This is a genomic window from Proteus sp. ZN5 (genome assembly GCF_011046025.1).
GTDB lineage: Bacteria > Pseudomonadota > Gammaproteobacteria > Enterobacterales > Enterobacteriaceae > Proteus.
Window position 1 is genome coordinate 2,313,620 of record NZ_CP047639.1, and the last position, 16,591, is coordinate 2,330,210.

The following is a 16,591-nucleotide window of genomic DNA, read 5'->3' on the forward strand; positions in this document are numbered from 1 at the left end:
ATAGACTTTAAAGGTGGTCTCAAAGACAAGGAGAGAAAGAGAAGGGGTAATTAACTGATCGTCATTAAGCTTGCATTACCTCCAGCGGCTGCGGTATTAATGCTCAATGCTCTTTCATGCAATAAGCGCTCTAATAATAGACCTGTCTCACCGCGAGAAAATCCTTGAACAGAAATGATTGCCCCTTTGCGTTGAGCAATTTTATGGCAAGTTTCACGTAATTGATCACCATCACCATGGTAAATCACCGCATTTATTTTCAGTGACTCATCATTCCAATTTTCAGTCAATGTAATGGCTTTTCTGACAATATCAGGTAATTCACGATATGTTTTTTGTGAGAATGGGCTATTAACGACAATGGCATGGCAACCCGAAGCGAGAACAGCGGCAATTTGAGTCAATGCATCTTGCTCGTTATCAGAAATACACAGTACATGGCCGCAAGGAACTAATTGATAAGTATTGCGTTCGCCAGTAGGACCCGGTAATACACGTAATGTTCCAGCTTGGGATGCAAGGGCATATTTCTCTAAAGCTTCATAGTGTGGTTTATCTGTTTTGTTTGATAGCCATTCCATGTACTTATGATAAGTCTGTAATAACGTATTACGCATAGAAGTATCAAGAGGAAGTGTTTCATCTTGGCGTGCTAGTGTTTGCGTTGCGGCATTTTCAGGACGTTTAGATAATAAGCGATACAGATAAACAGGGCCGCCTGCTTTCGGACCTGTACCCGATAATCCTTCACCACCAAAAGGCTGAACCCCCACAACTGCACCAACCATATTGCGGTTAACGTATAAATTTCCGACTTTGGCATTTGAGGCAACATATGCAATAGTTTCATCAATACGCGTATGAACGCCCATTGTTAACCCGTATCCTGTTGCATTAATTTCTTCTAGTAATTCTGGTAAATCTTGGCTTGCATAACGTACAACATGTAACACAGGGCCAAAGATTTCTTTCTTCAATGAACTGACTTTATCTAACTCAATTAAAGTCGGTTGAACAAAAGTACTATTACTTTCAGCGTGTTTTGACAAACTATTGTGTGATGCTTGATAAATCTCGAAGCCAGTTGTACGCATAGATTGAATATGTTTCTCTATGCCTGATTTTGCTTCTTTATCGATAACAGGGCCAATATCTGTAGATAGTAAACTTGGATCACCCATTGTTGCTTGTGCCATTGCTCCTTTAAGCATCTCGATAGTACTCTCAGCCACTTCTTCTTGAATACATAACAGACGTAAAGCAGAGCAACGCTGACCTGCACTATCGTAAGCGGATGCCATTACATCAGTTACCACTTGCTCTGTTAATGCAGAAGAATCGACAATCATGGCATTCAAACCACCGGTTTCTGCCACTAAAGGTACTGGCCGACCTTCGCTGTCTAATCTACCAGCTAAGGTCTTTTGTAAAATATGAGCAACATCCGTAGAACCTGTAAACATCACACCACGAACACGCTCATCAGCTACTAAACGTGCACCAATGGTTTCACCTTGCCCTGGTAGTAGTTGTAGTGCAAAAGGAGGAACGCCAGCTTGATGGAAAAGTGCCACGGCTTTTGCTGCAATTAAAGGTGTCTGCTCTGCGGGTTTTGCTAGAACGGTATTACCTGCTGCTAAAGCTGCCGCAATTTGTCCGCTGAAGATCGCTAATGGGAAGTTCCAAGGGCTGATACAAACCACAGGCCCTAAAGGTCGATGTGTGTTGTTATCAAAGTCTTGGGCGACTTGAGCCGCATAATAGTAGAGAAAATCAATGGCTTCGCGGACTTCAGCAATCGCATTGCTGTAAGTTTTACCTGCTTCGCGCACTAGTATTCCCATAAGAGGACCCATTTGTTGCTCCATTAATTCCGCAGCACGGATCAAAAATGAAGCTCTTTGCGCTGGTGGTGTTGCAAACCAGATTTCACCTTTTTCTTGAGCAATGGTTAAGGCAAAATCGGCCTCTGCTTCTGTGGCTTCTCTTACTGTACCGACAATATCCGCATGATTGGCAGGGTTTAATACAGATTGAGGTTTTTGTGTTTTTTCCGAAGAGCTAAACGTATCACCTAATAAAGGTTCGCAATGTATATTTTCAGTTGCTGATGTTAATAAGGCACTAGAAAGCGATGCCAAGCGATGTTCGTTTGACATATCAATGCCCGGTGAGTTTTTACGTTCATCACCATACAGTTTATGAGGAAGAGGAATTTTAGGGTGAGAAAGTCCAACTTGGCCTTCGGCTTGAGCCATTCTATTCACTTCCTTGACGGGATCTGCCACTAACTCATCGAGAGAAATTGTAGTATCAGCAATTCGGTTTACAAATGATGTATTAGCTCCATTTTCAAGTAAGCGACGCACTAAATAGGCAAGTAATGTTTCATGAGTCCCTACGGGCGCATAAATACGACAAGGGCGGCCTAGTTTTCCGTCTGCAATTTTACCAACAACTTGAGCATAAAGTGGTTCACCCATACCGTGTAAACACTGGAACTCGTATTGTCCGGGGTAATAGTTTTGACCCGCTAAATGATAAATTGCTGACAGAGTATGCGCATTATGTGTAGCAAATTGCGGATAAATAAAATTAGGTGATGCGAGTAGTTTTTTCGCACAGGCAAGGTAAGAGACATCAGTATACACTTTGCGAGTATAAACAGGATAATCTTCAAGGCCATCAATTTGGGCGCGTTTTACTTCGCTATCCCAATAGGCACCTTTCACTAAACGGATCATTAAGCGACGACGGCTACGACGAGCTAAATCAATCACATAATCAATAACTAATGGACAACGCTTTTGGTAAGCCTGAATAACAAAGCCAATACCATTCCAACCGGCTAATTCAGGTTCAAAACAGAGTCTTTCAAGTAGATCGAGTGAAATCTCAAGTCTATCTGCTTCTTCTGCATCAATATTAATACCAATATCATATTGCTTTGCTTGTAATGTTAATGTGAGTAGGCGAGGGTAAAGCTCTGACATAACACGCTCATATTGAGCACGACTATAACGAGGATGTAATGCTGAAAGCTTGATAGATATTCCCGGGCCTTCATAAATACCTCTGCCATTAGAGGCTTTACCAATTGCGTGGATGGCTTGTTGATAAGAGACTAGATAATCTTGTGCATCTTTCTCTGTTAATGCTGCTTCTCCTAACATGTCATAAGAGTAGCTAAAGCCTTTTTCTTCAAGTTTGCGTGCATTTGCGAGTGCTTGAGAAATCGTCTCACCAGTAACAAATTGCTCACCCATTAAACGCATCGCCATATCAACACCTTTACGAACTAATGGTTCGCCACTTTTGGTGAGAATGCGATTTAAAGAGTTAGATAGCTTTTCTTCATTATGTGTAGAAACTAATTTGCCTGTGAATAATAAGCCCCATGTTGCCGCGTTCACAAACATAGATTGGCTTTGTCCTAAGTGTGAGCGCCAGTTTCCATGACTGATTTTATCGCGGATAAGTGCGTCACGAGTGGCTTTATCAGGAATACGCAATAAAGCTTCTGCTAAACACATTAAGGCGACACCTTCTTGTGAAGAAAGTGAGAACTCCTGTAATAGACCTTGAACCAATCCAGAACGACCAATGCCATTTTTCTGTTTACGTAATTTTTCGGCAATGGAATAGGCTAATTTATGCGTAGCTTGGGCTTCATTTTCAGGTAAAGTCGCTTGTTGCAATAACATAGGGACAGCTTGTGTTTCAGGTGTGCGATATGCAGAAGTAATTGCTGAGCGTAAAACAGACTGCGGGTGAATATGTTCAGCAAACTCCAAGAAAGGCTGATAATGGGCGGTTGGTATTTCAGTGCTTTCATCAATATCTTGTTCTACAAATGTTGAATTACCAAGATTAACCTGATCATTTTCGATTTGTTCTAGATAATCGAAAATAGCCTGTTTAATTAACCAATGCGATGTTCTATCTAATTTTTGTGCAGCTTCTTTTAATCTATTGCGGGTTTCTTCATCAAGTCTAACACCCATTGTTGTGCTACTCATGCAGTGCTCCTCATATTCTATTTCTAATTCACAAGTACAGTTACCCGTTATTTTTATTAATATCATTCATGTTGCAACTTTGTGCAACATTGTTAACAATTTATTTATAAATAATGTGAAAGTAGTCAGGTTTTATGAGTGATTAAAAATAGTGTAATTTGTTTTATTTTTAATATTTATTTATAAATCAATAAATTATATTTATTTTATTGATATTTGCATTTATAATACAACCTCGAATTAAGACAAATAGTGTGAAGTCATAAACAAAATTTAAACATTTAAACGTTAATTTCTTGTTAAATGCAGTTAACCTATTCTAGGATTGATGTGAATGCTTTATCTGTTGCTGTAAGAAATTATTTTAATTAAAAACTGAAAAGATCATTAATGCGCAACGAAGTGCAACGTTCCTGTACAAGTCAAAAGCATACCAATGATCGGAAACAGATTTATGGAGAACTGCAATTATGGCCTTAACTTCGCCAATGCTAATTACATTTACGATCTATATCTTGGGTATGCTTTTTATTGGCTACCTTGCTTATCGTTCAACAAAAAACTTTGATGACTATATTCTTGGCGGTCGACGACTGGGCAGTGTTGTTACTGCACTTTCAGCGGGTGCTTCAGATATGAGTGGCTGGTTATTGATGGGATTACCGGGCGTGGTTTTTTTCGCCGGTATTTCAGAAAGTTGGATAGCTATCGGGCTATGTTTAGGCGCGTGGCTAAACTGGCGTTTAGTTGCTGGGCGTTTACGTTTGCAAACTGAAAAAAATAATAATGCATTAACGTTACCCGATTATTTGACATCGCGTTTTGATGATAAAAGCAAAATGCTACGTATCATTTCAGCGTTAGTTATTCTTACCTTCTTTACTATCTATTGTGCTTCTGGTGTGGTTGCGGGTGGCATGCTGTTTGAATCTACGTTCCATATTCCTTATCACGAAGCGATGATTTATGGTGCGCTTGCAACTATTGCATATACCTTTTTAGGTGGCTTTCTGGCAGTAAGTTGGACAGATACGGTTCAAGCGACTTTAATGATTTTTGCTCTGATCCTGACACCTATCATTGTTATTTTATCTGTCGGTGGTATTGATACTTCTGTTGCTATCATTAAAGCAAAAGATCCTTCTTATTTAGATATGTTCAAAGGACTTGATTTTATCGCGATTATTTCGTTATTAGCATGGGGATTAGGTTATTTTGGACAACCTCATATCCTTGCTCGTTTTATGGCTGCTGACTCTAACCAAACTATTCGTAAAGCTCGCCGTATTGGTATGACGTGGATGATCCTCTGTTTAGGAGGAACTGTTGCGGTTGGATTCTTTGGTATTGCTTACTTTGAAATGTATCCTGAACAAGCAGGTGCTGTAACCGCTAAAAATGAGCGTATCTTTATGGAGCTGGCTTCTTTGCTGTTTAATCCATGGATCGCGGGTATTCTATTGTCTGCAATTTTAGCTGCGGTAATGAGCACATTAAGCTGTCAATTATTAGTCTGCGCAAGCGCATTGACTGAAGATTTATACAAGCCATTTATTCGAAAAAGTGCGAGCCAAAAAGAGCTAGTTTGGGTAGGGCGTGGAATGGTGTTGTTAGTGGCGATTATTGCAATCTTCTTAGCGCGTGATCCTAACAATAAGGTGCTTGATTTAGTCAGTAACGCGTGGGCAGGTTTTGGTGCCGCCTTTGGTCCTGTGATCCTCATTTCTGTAATGTGGAAACGTATGACCCGTAATGGTGCTTTTGCTGGGATGCTAATTGGTGCTTTAACCGTGTTGGTGTGGATGCAGTATAAATGGTTTGGGTTATATGAAATTATCCCTGGTTTTATCTTTGCCTCTATCGCTATTGTTGTGATTAGTTTAATGGGTAAAGAGCCAAGTAAAGAGAACCAGCAACGCTTTAATGAAGCTGAAACTCAATATCGTAATACGTAATAAAAGACAGGTATCAGCTAAATAAAAGGTCACTTTTTTTAAAAGTGACCTTTATTGTTTAATATTATTAACTCAAAATAGGTGATTTTTATTAATAATAAGTAAGTTATTCATAATATTCGAATTTATTATATATAATTGCTGTGCTGGTATCGATGATTTTATCATCCTTTCTAACTTCGCTTATCATATCCCATGTTAAGCAATTATTATATTTATCCCATTCTCGGCATGTATTGTTATATTCTCTTATATCATCATATAAGCTGGTGAATATTTGCATTTGGCGCAAAATTTTACCATCTTTTCCATAATGGAATTCTAATGTAACTTCATCATTATCAATTGCTTTGAAAAGACGTCCTTGTTCATCATAAAGATAATGAATTGAATTTCCTTGATTTTCCGCAGTAGACTCAATAATAGCTTCTGCTGAAATTTTATCACCTTTATAATTCAGTTTAGCAAAATCAGTTCCTATCAATGAGCCATCATAATCATAGAAATAAGATGTTTTATCTATCAATTGGTTTTGATTGTTCTTACCATAAAATTCAACTAAATAGAGCGTATGTGTTCTATGACGATTTTTTATCTGGTATTTATATTTTAGATTATAAGGCGTTGACATTCTTAAAAGATTTGTCTCAATATGCTCATGAATATATTCTTGTGTAGAAAAGTTATATTTGGTCAGAATTCCACATTCATCAAATTGAGTTTCGCCTTTAAAGGCTTTAAACCGGCTTTCTTTAGGTAATTCGCTGGTGGTGGTGATTGTTTTTATTGGTCCATAATTGAAATTAATCGTTATGAACATATTGTTAGATGTATTTATTTGTTTTTGTGACTGCTCACAAGATGTTGGTGCCGCAAATGCAGGGAATGAAATAAAAAGTGTGTATAGAGAAAAAATAAAAAAAAGTAGTAATTTCATATAATGAGTCATCTTAAATTTTATTAAAAGAGAGCATGCTATAGCACATATTCATCATTAATTGATTTAAGTAGTTTTACACAAATTGTTTTTTAATGAAAGCATCGTGGATGAGTATTTAATCACAGTTAAGAAGATATGTAATGAATATAAAAATCAGTCTATTTTCGATAGTCTGATTTTTATATTATTGACTTAAATTTGATACGAAAAATATTATATAACTATTATTCGTAGTAAATAAACTCGTTATGAAGCATGGCTTTACTGAAATTAATGACTTCATCATTAAACTTAATCGTACTTTCAAGTTCCTCTTTTGAACAATTAGCAAATTTGTCCCATTTAAGGCAAGTCGTGATAAAGGCTTTATCTTCTCCATTAATGCCTTTGATATAGTTCGATTGTTTGATAGTTTTTCCTTCTAGATCATACTGATACTCTACATTTACTTTCCCGTCTTCTATTACAGATTGTAGTTTTCCTTGAGGATTATAGGCGTACTCTGTCGTGATCGCCTCAGTTGTAGGATCTGATGATTTGCTAGTTTCTTTGATAATACGACCATCTTTATAGTCGAATTGACTGGTGATGGTATCCAGTAAAGCGCCATCATCAGCGTAATATTGAATGATTTTCTTATTGAACCGGTTCTGTTCATCTTTATGATAGATTTCTTGCATGTAGATAGAGTGTGAGCCATAGGCATTTTTTACTTGAAACTGATATCGAATAACAGAAGGGTTATTAGGTGATGTCCTTATTAAATTAGTTTCTACATTTCCTTCAAAGTACTCCTGCATTGATGTGCTATCTTTCAATAATTTTCCACATTCATCAAAGTGAATTTCACCTTTTAATGCTTTAAAACGTCCGTCATGGGGTATGGTGCTTGTCATCGTGACTGATTTAACAGGACCGTTATAAGAACTGAGCAATATAATATCGTTATTGGCAATATTTGTTTGTTTTTCAGTATCAGTACATTGAGTTGAAGCTGCGATTGCTGAAAATGAGGAAACCGCATAAAGGGAAAGGATAAGGAGTAGTTGTGATTTCATAAGACCGTCCATGTATATACTCGTCATACTTCAAGCTACAGCGTTGTTGACTGCGTTCATTCGCACTAGTCACATACTTATGTATGTTCCTAGTGACTCATTCGCTTGTCGCCTAGCTGTAACTTGAATTATTTAGAGTATATGTATGTGTGTATGTATATGTATTCAAGTTATTGCCTAGCTGCATTTTTATTTACAAAGCATAGGTCCTAGTATAGGGAATCGGTTTACTAAATAGTATAGATAAAATCCTATATGATTAACCGGTATATAAAGAGACAAAATATTTTGGTACGTTCAGATCTGCTTTTGGAGCATTAAGATGTCAAACACGTTTTCTTTTATGACTGATACGGCAACGCTGGCCATTTTTGATTTCCAAGCGATCCGACATAGAAAATCAGATACAGCAGACTGGTGGAGTATACCGGATGATGAATTAGATGAAATGAATAAAGGCAATATTGCATTTATTGGGTTAGGGAATGATGGTTTTTACACAATAAATCTATGCGACAACATCGAAGATCCAGATATAAAAATAAATATCAGTTGCCCATCCGGTAAAATTTTTATTGGTGCTGGAGAGGATACAACAGGCGGTGATTTAGAGCCAGATGATCCGCAATATCGCTCCGGTAATATTATCTCGTTACCAATAGGAAATTATGAGATAGCAGTAAAAAAGAAGAGTGATAATTTATTTATTACTTTTAATAAATGCAAAATAGGGACTAATTTATTAAAGAGTATATTCTGCATTTAATCATAAGCATTAATATCCATTTTAAAACACTAAATTAGATTAATATATTGTATTTTTTCATTTTATTTATTTAAAAATATGTGTGAATAATAACCAAGTATCTATTGAATATCATCGTTATTCTAATATAAAAAATAAGACTAAAAATAGTTATTTTTTCGCCACTTATTAATAAAAACAAAAAAGCCACTTATTTCTAAGTGGCCTATTTGCCTGATTTCTCAGCGTAAAATTGGTGGGTCGTGGGAGGCTCGAACTCCCGACCAATTGATTAAGAGTCAACTGCTCTACCGACTGAGCTAACAACCCGATGCGCTGATTATTCTCCTCTCAAATGCGATGGTCAAGCCCTTATTTTGATTTTTTTTCAAATGGATAAAATATCGCCAAATAAATTAAAGAAAGGATCTTATCTGGTTATCAAAGCATCATTCATTTTACTAAAAGTGATCTTTTCATTACTTATACTGAGATTTGTGTCACAATAATTTCGCAAACATATTACCGCGTCAAAAAATAAAATAGCGGTGAAAACAACATCGAAAATATGAAAACACTTCAGGTATTGTATGGAAGATCAAACAGAAATTTCTCCTCCCGTTAGAGTGAAAAATGCGACTCTACAGCGCGGGCTAACAAATCGTCATATTCAATTAATTGCTATTGGTGGTGCTATCGGTACTGGTCTATTTATGGGATCAGGAAAAACCATTTCGTTAGCTGGGCCATCAATTATTTTTGTCTATATGATAATTGGCTTTGTCTTGTTCTTTGTGATGAGAGCGATGGGCGAGCTGTTATTGTCGAATTTAGAATATAAGTCATTTAGTGATTTTGCTGGTGATTTATTAGGGCCATGGGCTGGTTTCTTTGTCGGTTGGACATATTGGTTTTGCTGGGTCATTACGGGTATTGCCGATATTGTGGCTATAACGTCTTATATTAGTTATTGGGCACCCAATTTTCCTGAATGGGGCACATCCTTTATTTGTGTGCTGACATTACTTATTTTAAATTTAGCGACAGTCAAACTCTTCGGAGAAATGGAATTCTGGTTCTCCATGATAAAAATAACCGCAATTGTCTCTTTAATTATTGTAGGTATTGTTCTTATCAGTATTGGGTTTGAATCTCCAGCAGGGCACACAGCAGCACTAGAAAATATTTGGAATGATGGAGGAATGTTCCCCAAAGGACTAAGTGGTTTTTTTGCTGGATTCCAAATTGCTATTTTTGCTTTTGTTGGGATTGAATTAGTCGGTACCGCAGCGGCAGAAACGCGTAACCCAGAAAAATCTTTGCCAAAAGCTATTAACGCTATTCCTATCCGTATTATTACTTTTTACGTATTAGCATTAGCTATTATTATGTCGGTAACTCCGTGGCGCTCTATTTTGGCGGATAAAAGCCCATTTGTTGAGCTATTCGTTATGATAGGAATACCTGCAGCCGCAAGTTTAGTAAACTTTGTTGTATTAACAGCCGCTGCTTCTTCTGCGAATAGTGGAATATTTTCCACAAGCCGAATGTTATTCGGTTTATCTAAAGAAGGAGAAGCACCAAAACAGTTTAGCCAATTATCTAAGCGTGCAGTACCTGCAAATGGATTGTTATTTACTAGCTTATGTCTGTCATGTGGAATTATATTAATTTATTTTATTCCTGATGTTATGCATGTATTTACCTTGGTAACAACAGTCTCTGCGTTATTATTTATGTTTATTTGGAGTATGATTTTATGCTCTTATTTGGCATATCGTAAAAAACGTCCACAATTGCATGAGAAGTCTATCTATAAAATGCCTTTGGGAATTATTATGTCGTGGTTATGTCTTGCATTTTTTGCATTTATGACAGTGCTATTAGCTTTTGAACATGATACTCGCCAAGCATTAAGTGTGACTCCATTGTGGTTTATTGCATTAGCAGTTGGTTATCAATACGTTAAGAAGAACAAACAGAAAAATATTGTTCAAAAATAACACAGTATCGATATAATAAAAATAGAATACCATTCCTAATAAAATAATTAAAATTAATTAAAAACAAAAATATTTTAAATAAAGTTTAGATCTGTCTTTATTTTTTTTTATTCGTTTTTATTGTTATTTTTTTGAGTGAAAACTAGACGTTACTCTTCTGAAATAAAATATTTTTAAAATATGTTAACTGCATCCGGTATTTTTCTAAAAATACACTATCCTACAATTAAAATAAAAGGAGGCGGTATGTATAAGAATATTTTGGTTCCCATTGATATTGATGAAGATAACCTGATGAACAAAGCAATTCCGTTGGTGGAAAATATTGCAAAAAATGAAGATCCTTATGTTCACTTTTTGTATGTACTTCCTAAACTTCCACAATCTTCTTATTATCGACTTGTTATGAATGGTGATCAATTAGATCAAGGATGCTTAAAAACGTCTGCGGAAAAAGAACTTAAAAAAATAATCGAACGTTTTGATTTACCTGACGATAGAATGCAAACTCACATTTGTATTGGTACACCTAGAGATGCAATATTGCAGGTTGCTGATGAAGTGAATGCGGATTTAATTGTGATTGGTTCGCATAATCCAGAAGATGATTCATATCATATAGGTTCAACGGCAGCAGATATTACACGTTATGCAAAACGTTCTGTTATGGTAGTAAGAAAATAGGGTAGTAAGATAAGCCTAATGTGCTTATAAACAATAAATAAGAAAATTTGCAGATTTAGTGATATCGCTGTTATGTTCCGTTCGCACATAACAGCGATTATACAACTCAAAAGGTAAAGCAATCGCACAGAACGGTAGCTTTTATATTTGGAACAAAGTCTTTTTTTAATTACTATAAGTTATCTCCTGATAATAATTAAAAACCCCTATGTTAACGATCACCGCATTACTAGAAAATAAAACGATTAATCCTGAACTTAACCATTATCCTGGTTTGTCATTATTGTTAGAAGATGATGAGTGCCAAACTAAAATTCTCTTTGATACTGGAAAAGACCTTACTTTTATTTCAAATGCCAAAAAAATGGGTATTGATTTAACCACATTGAAAACAATTATTGTGTCTCATGGGCATTATGATCATTTTGGTGGACTCACACATTTGCCAACAGATTTTTTCACGTATAAACCACGTATTATCGCTCATCCTCATTTATTTTCTGTACGTTATTCGGCACTTTTTTTAGGCAATAAAAATATTAAATTTAAACGGTTAGCGCCTTTATTTGATCGTGCAAAACTCGAAGCGCAGTTCTCTTTTGAATTAACGCAAGCACCGTTATCAATTGAAGAAAACTTTATCTATTCGGGGCAAGTGACTCAACGTCAAGTGAATAAACGCTACGGTGTTATTATTCATGAATCAGGTGAAGAAGATGACTATGTTCTTGATGATAGCTTTGTTGTTTGGCAAGGAAAAAAAGGCTTAGTGATTATTACTGGTTGTAGTCATTCAGGTATTGAATCCATCATAGGGCACGCGAAAAAAATAACAGGAAATAATCAAATTCAAGCGATTGTAGGAGGATTGCATTTACGTTGTGCAACACCATCAGCATTACAGCGCGCGAAAAAAGCCATAGATAAAAATATTGATGTCTATGGGTGTCATTGTACTGGCATGTTAGGGCGAAAATATCTTAATGCGAAAGATTTTAATGCAGGACAATCTTTATCTTTTGAATAAAAATAAACAATAAATTTTATATCCTCACTTCAGGAATTGCGTGAGGATATGAAATAAAAAAGAGAAAAGGTTGTTTAAAGTGAATCAAAAATTCGCTGATAAATAGCTTTTACAACGTGATCTTTTTTCTGGTTATATTGATGTACATTTTCAACATCTTCTTTTGCACTAAGTTTTGCATCGATATACAGTTCTCTATCTTCTTTATGGTTAATTAACCAATCTCTAAATAGAATATGTCTAAGATGTTCAGGGCAATTAGGCGCAAAAACATGTAAATTCACCTTGGGTGTTTCTAGTTTCAACATACGATGTTGATACCACGAAGGTTCTCTTACTGTAAGTTCATAGCCTAACTGATTTAACCAAGGAATATAGCTTGATTCATCAGCGGGATCTGCAACAATTAAATCAATATCAATGATCGGCTTTGCATCTAACTCAGGTACTGCTGTTGAGCCAATATGCTCAATACCTAAACATTTATCTTTTAATTTTTGGATAATATTTTCTTTTTGTTGATTAAATAATGTTACCCATAATGCATTATACGGCTCAATCTTTATTACACTTGGTGTTGGTTTTCCATTTACCCACGGATTTTCATCAGGAGAACCTTCTTCAAATGTACAGATTTTCTGTTTTAGTTCTTGATTCATAAGTATCTCATTTAAGGTTTGGAAGACAGAGAATGAAAATAAATGTATTGGAATTAAATTTAGGATAAAAGCAGAAATAGCGATAAAAAAGACCTGAAATTTTAGTTTTTTGGTGAGCATTCTAACAAGTTAACTATTTGAAGTGAAAAAATTAAGGCGCATTTAGTGCTATTTATAACGAAGATAATTGCAGAGTTCTTTTGGCAATAAATAAACTAGTATTATTGCCAAAAAGAAAGAGGGCTAGTGATTTTATTTGCGAATAACCATTACTGAACGTGACGTATTGTTTACAATATAATCCGCTGTTGAGCCTAGTAATATATTGCGTTGGTTACGTGAACTGGAACCTATAATAATGGTATCCGCATCAATTTTTTCTGCTAACTCTAGAATATTATAATTAGGCGTGCCAATAATGGCATGACATTGGTATTGTTCTTTGGGTAAGTTAAATTGTTGTTTTACACATTGCTCTAATTTTTCGGTTAATAAAACTAAAGCTTGTTGCTTTTTCTCAATGACAGGCATGCTATCACAATTAAGTCCATAAGCTTCTAAAGAGCGTAAATTAGGCATAACGGTAATGAAATGGAAATAATTTTCTGGTTTCCTAGCTAGGAAGTGAATATCTTCGATCATGCGCTGAATTCTGCTATCTTCTAATAAATCAATTGCAACGAGGTATGTGTTAGCCATAGTGTGCCTTTTCAATAAATTAGCTCTTAAATTAAGTATAAGTAAACTGGCTTACAAGTTGAAATTTAAAAGTAAATATTGCGATTATTGCATCATTATTCTTGGCTTTTTGGCTCTAAAAGATAAAAAATAGTGTGATGAATGCATAAATCCATTAAAATTTAGCAAAATTGCCTAATAGGCCTTTTATTATTTTTTACACATCATGGAATGATCCCACTAGGTTATAGTTTATATGAGAAAATCAAGCGAAGACTTACTGAAATGTATTGCCACTATATTACAGTGGGTACTTAATATTGGATTACTTATTTTAGCGATTGTTTTGGTCAGTTTTCTTATCAAAGAAACGTATGTAATTGCTTCATTATTATTTAATTTAGGTGCAGAAGAGTCGTCTTATCAATTGCTAGAAGGTATTTTGATCTACTTTCTTTATTTTGAGTTTATTGCACTTATTGTTAAGTATTTTTTATCTGGCGGGCATTTCCCTCTTAGATATTTTATTTATATTGGAATAACGGCAATCGTGCGTTTAATTATTGTTGAGCATAAAGACTCTGTTGATACGCTAATTCAATCAGGTGCAATTTTGCTGTTAGTTATTGCATTATTTATCGCTAACACTGAAAAACTTAAACGAACTTGATTCGCCTATAGGTTGTAGCTGTTAAGCGATTTAGTATAGAAAGCATAGTTTAAGACTAAAAATAAAGAGTAAGGTTTTCCGCAAGATTAGGAGAGGTATGTTATTATCTCTCCTAATTTTATTCTGGGTTATACAAAAAATATTACTATGTCCTATCAATGTCCATTATGTTATCAGGCGCTTTCTCTTCAGGCTCACAGTTGGATCTGTGATAATAATCATCAGTTTGATTGCGCTAAAGAAGGGTATGTAAATCTGTTACCAGTGCAATTTAAGCGCTCAAAAGAGCCTGGTGATAGCGCTGAAATGATCAACGCACGCCGTGAGTTTTTAGATGCAGGTTTTTACCAGCCAATGCGAGATAAAGTGGCTGAGTTAATACAAACATTATTGCCTGAAGATAACAGTGTTGTATTGGATATTGGTTGTGGTGAAGGTTATTACACCAATCAGTTTTATCAAAATCTAAAATCACATAACCCACAAGTGTATGGTTTAGATGTTTCTAAAGTTGCGATTAAGTATGCTGCTAAACGTTATTCATCAATTCACTTTTGTGTAGCTTCAAGTCAACGTTTACCTTTTTGTGATGCCTCTTTAAATGTAGTTGTGCGTATTTACGCCCCTTGTAATAGTGATGAGTTAGCAAGAGTTATTGTCCACAATGGTTATATCATTACTGTTACACCAGCACCTCGTCATCTCTATCAGTTAAAAGCACTGATTTATTCAGAAGTACATCTTCATCCATTAAAAGAAGAATATTTTGATGGATTTAATAAAGTATCTGAACATCAAGTTGCTTATATGATGAATTTAAACGGTAAGCAGGCTTTTGATTTATTGCAAATGACACCATTTGCATGGCGTGCAAGTGAAGAAGTAAAACAATCATTAGCGGAAAGTAAAAGTTTTGAATGCGAAACCGATTTTTTAATTCGTGTTTACCAACGTCATGCTTAATCACGCGAAATAAAAAATATTTTATTAAGTTAATAAAAAAGCTTAGGCTGTGATATTTCAAACCTAAGCTTTTAATATACTTTATTAGCGATTATTTAGCGTACATAAATAATTCTAAGTGTTCGAAGACAATATTAAAGCCGATTGCAATTAATACAATCCCACCGATAATCTCTGCTTTTTTTCCCAGTACTGGACCAATATAACGGCCAATTAGCATACCCAGAGTTGCCATAATCATAGTCATCATACCAATCGTCATCGCGGTATGAACAATATTGACTTGAAGGAACGCTAAACCGACACCAATTGCCATTGCATCAAGGCTTGTTGCAATACCTGTTGCGATTAAAGACAGTGAGCCGTGGCGTTGTGGGGCATCTTCTTCACAAGGGCAATCATCACCACGTTTTAAGCTTTGGTAAATCATTCGGCTACCAAGAACAAACAGTAATCCAAAGGCAACCCAGTGATCCCATTGAATAATATATTGGCTAGTATATAAACCTAGTGCCCAACCAATAACAGGAGTGCTGGCTTCAATAATACCAAATATAAATCCAGTGCGGAGTGCTTCTCGAAAACGAGGTTTGTGTAATGTGGCACCTTTACAGACTGCAACAGCAAATGCGTCCATAGAAAGGGCTAGGGCGAGAATGATAGTAGCGTAGAAACTCATAATAAAGCCTCGGTTGGGGTATTTCCATATACACACAATTGACCCCCAACCAAAGAAGTACAATCATGTGTCTATGGTCTTGCCAACCGTATTACGGCATCTGCACCACGCTAGATGAAAATAAGCGAGTATGTTGATACAGATTTCTTAAAATAATGTTTTTTATTTTAAGACAGGCTACTCCCCAATGACTTGGTGCAGAAGATAACATATTATTTTCGAAAGGCAACATATTATTTATTATATTTCAACTCAATATTGATAATAATTATCATTATTGAGTTGAGTGTTTTTAAATATATTATAAATAATAGTCAGATGTTAAAATAATGATAAATTTCAATATGATGAATAATTAACCATATAATAAACAATGGGTTTTAATTATTTTTATAATAAGAAATTAATTTTTTATGGAAATAAATACACCTGAAAATTATAAGCTTTATTCTTTATAAAATTAAATGAATACTAAATGAGCCTATATTTAATGCGTATATTTAATACTTAT

The 16,591-nt window shown here is 35.4% G+C and carries 13 protein-coding genes, 1 tRNA gene and 1 riboswitch; of the genes, 7 read left to right on the plus strand and 7 right to left on the minus strand.

Annotated elements, in window-relative coordinates; all coding sequences use genetic code 11:
- Positions 1-50: 50 nt before the first annotated feature.
- Positions 51-4,019, minus strand: coding sequence for a trifunctional transcriptional regulator/proline dehydrogenase/L-glutamate gamma-semialdehyde dehydrogenase (gene putA / locus GTK47_RS10685; RefSeq protein WP_165123068.1), 3,969 nt, complete (start codon positions 4,017-4,019; stop codon positions 51-53).
- Positions 4,020-4,489: 470 nt separating this feature from the next.
- On the opposite strand from putA, the gene putP reads away from it, so the two are divergent.
- On the plus strand, positions 4,490-5,974 hold the full coding sequence (gene putP / locus GTK47_RS10690) for a sodium/proline symporter PutP (protein ID WP_165123070.1): 1,485 nt from the start codon (positions 4,490-4,492) through the stop codon (positions 5,972-5,974).
- 106 nt (positions 5,975-6,080) lie between these two features.
- Here putP and GTK47_RS10695 read toward each other — a convergent pair whose 3' ends face one another.
- Together GTK47_RS10695 and GTK47_RS10700 are read right to left on the minus strand one after the other, a co-directional pair.
- The gene (locus GTK47_RS10695; RefSeq protein ID WP_165123072.1) at positions 6,081-6,911 is read right to left on the minus strand and encodes a hypothetical protein; all 831 of its coding nucleotides are present in this window, start codon (positions 6,909-6,911) and stop codon (positions 6,081-6,083) included.
- 227 nt (positions 6,912-7,138) lie between these two features.
- Positions 7,139-7,972: a hypothetical protein gene (locus tag GTK47_RS10700; protein ID WP_165123074.1), complete on the minus strand. Its 834-nt coding sequence runs from the start codon at positions 7,970-7,972 to the stop codon at positions 7,139-7,141.
- A gap of 322 nt (positions 7,973-8,294) precedes the next feature.
- Here GTK47_RS10700 and GTK47_RS10705 point away from each other — a divergent pair, with 322 nt between their 5' ends.
- Positions 8,295-8,738, plus strand: a complete 444-nt coding sequence (locus GTK47_RS10705; protein ID WP_165123076.1) for a DUF6386 family protein — start codon at positions 8,295-8,297, stop codon at positions 8,736-8,738.
- A 233-nt stretch (positions 8,739-8,971) separates the two neighbouring features.
- Here the strand turns inward: GTK47_RS10705 and GTK47_RS10710 are convergent.
- Positions 8,972-9,047, minus strand: a tRNA-Lys gene (locus tag GTK47_RS10710).
- 260 nt (positions 9,048-9,307) lie between these two features.
- On the opposite strand from GTK47_RS10710, the gene cycA reads away from it, so the two are divergent.
- The 3 genes from cycA to GTK47_RS10725 all read left to right on the plus strand — a co-directional run bounded on the left by cycA (position 9,308) and on the right by GTK47_RS10725 (position 12,431).
- Complete coding sequence (cycA, locus tag GTK47_RS10715) at positions 9,308-10,720, plus strand: D-serine/D-alanine/glycine transporter (protein WP_165123078.1); 1,413 nt, start codon at positions 9,308-9,310, stop codon at positions 10,718-10,720.
- 246 nt (positions 10,721-10,966) lie between these two features.
- On the plus strand, positions 10,967-11,404 hold the full coding sequence (locus GTK47_RS10720) for a universal stress protein (protein ID WP_075674138.1): 438 nt from the start codon (positions 10,967-10,969) through the stop codon (positions 11,402-11,404).
- A gap of 208 nt (positions 11,405-11,612) precedes the next feature.
- A complete protein-coding gene (locus GTK47_RS10725) occupies positions 11,613-12,431 on the plus strand; it encodes an MBL fold metallo-hydrolase (protein ID WP_165123080.1) in 819 nt (272 codons plus the stop codon).
- A 74-nt stretch (positions 12,432-12,505) separates the two neighbouring features.
- Here GTK47_RS10725 and GTK47_RS10730 read toward each other — a convergent pair whose 3' ends face one another.
- Positions 12,506-13,090: a GrpB family protein gene (locus GTK47_RS10730; RefSeq protein WP_165123082.1), complete on the minus strand. Its 585-nt coding sequence runs from the start codon at positions 13,088-13,090 to the stop codon at positions 12,506-12,508.
- A 252-nt stretch (positions 13,091-13,342) separates the two neighbouring features.
- Entirely contained in the window at positions 13,343-13,789 is a 447-nt protein-coding gene (locus GTK47_RS10735) for a universal stress protein (RefSeq protein WP_165123084.1), read from the minus strand.
- A gap of 235 nt (positions 13,790-14,024) precedes the next feature.
- Here GTK47_RS10735 and psiE point away from each other — a divergent pair, with 235 nt between their 5' ends.
- Both psiE and rlmA read left to right on the plus strand, forming a co-directional pair.
- Positions 14,025-14,438, plus strand: coding sequence for a phosphate-starvation-inducible protein PsiE (gene psiE / locus GTK47_RS10740; protein WP_023581865.1), 414 nt, complete (start codon positions 14,025-14,027; stop codon positions 14,436-14,438).
- Between the two features lie 147 nt (positions 14,439-14,585).
- Positions 14,586-15,401: a 23S rRNA (guanine(745)-N(1))-methyltransferase gene (rlmA, locus tag GTK47_RS10745; protein WP_165123086.1), complete on the plus strand. Its 816-nt coding sequence runs from the start codon at positions 14,586-14,588 to the stop codon at positions 15,399-15,401.
- Between the two features lie 91 nt (positions 15,402-15,492).
- Here the strand turns inward: rlmA and mntP are convergent, their stop codons facing one another.
- Positions 15,493-16,080 (minus strand): manganese efflux pump MntP, encoded by a 588-nt coding sequence (gene mntP, locus GTK47_RS10750; RefSeq protein ID WP_006533102.1) that lies wholly within the window; start codon positions 16,078-16,080, stop codon positions 15,493-15,495.
- 85 nt (positions 16,081-16,165) lie between these two features.
- Positions 16,166-16,278, minus strand: a riboswitch (yybP-ykoY riboswitch).
- Between the last annotated feature and the right edge of the window lie 313 nt (positions 16,279-16,591).

Coding starts and splice junctions, on each gene's coding strand:
- putA (WP_165123068.1), bottom strand. CDS start 4,019: ATGAGTAGCACAACAATGGGTGTTAGACTTGATGAAGAAACCCGCAAT.
- putP (WP_165123070.1), top strand. CDS start 4,490: ATGGCCTTAACTTCGCCAATGCTAATTACATTTACGATCTATATCTTG.
- GTK47_RS10695 (WP_165123072.1), bottom strand. CDS start 6,911: ATGAAATTACTACTTTTTTTTATTTTTTCTCTATACACACTTTTTATT.
- GTK47_RS10700 (WP_165123074.1), bottom strand. CDS start 7,972: ATGAAATCACAACTACTCCTTATCCTTTCCCTTTATGCGGTTTCCTCA.
- GTK47_RS10705 (WP_165123076.1), top strand. CDS start 8,295: ATGTCAAACACGTTTTCTTTTATGACTGATACGGCAACGCTGGCCATT.
- cycA (WP_165123078.1), top strand. CDS start 9,308: ATGGAAGATCAAACAGAAATTTCTCCTCCCGTTAGAGTGAAAAATGCG.
- GTK47_RS10720 (WP_075674138.1), top strand. CDS start 10,967: ATGTATAAGAATATTTTGGTTCCCATTGATATTGATGAAGATAACCTG.
- GTK47_RS10725 (WP_165123080.1), top strand. CDS start 11,613: ATGTTAACGATCACCGCATTACTAGAAAATAAAACGATTAATCCTGAA.
- GTK47_RS10730 (WP_165123082.1), bottom strand. CDS start 13,090: ATGAATCAAGAACTAAAACAGAAAATCTGTACATTTGAAGAAGGTTCT.
- GTK47_RS10735 (WP_165123084.1), bottom strand. CDS start 13,789: ATGGCTAACACATACCTCGTTGCAATTGATTTATTAGAAGATAGCAGA.
- psiE (WP_023581865.1), top strand. CDS start 14,025: ATGAGAAAATCAAGCGAAGACTTACTGAAATGTATTGCCACTATATTA.
- rlmA (WP_165123086.1), top strand. CDS start 14,586: ATGTCCTATCAATGTCCATTATGTTATCAGGCGCTTTCTCTTCAGGCT.
- mntP (WP_006533102.1), bottom strand. CDS start 16,080: ATGAGTTTCTACGCTACTATCATTCTCGCCCTAGCCCTTTCTATGGAC.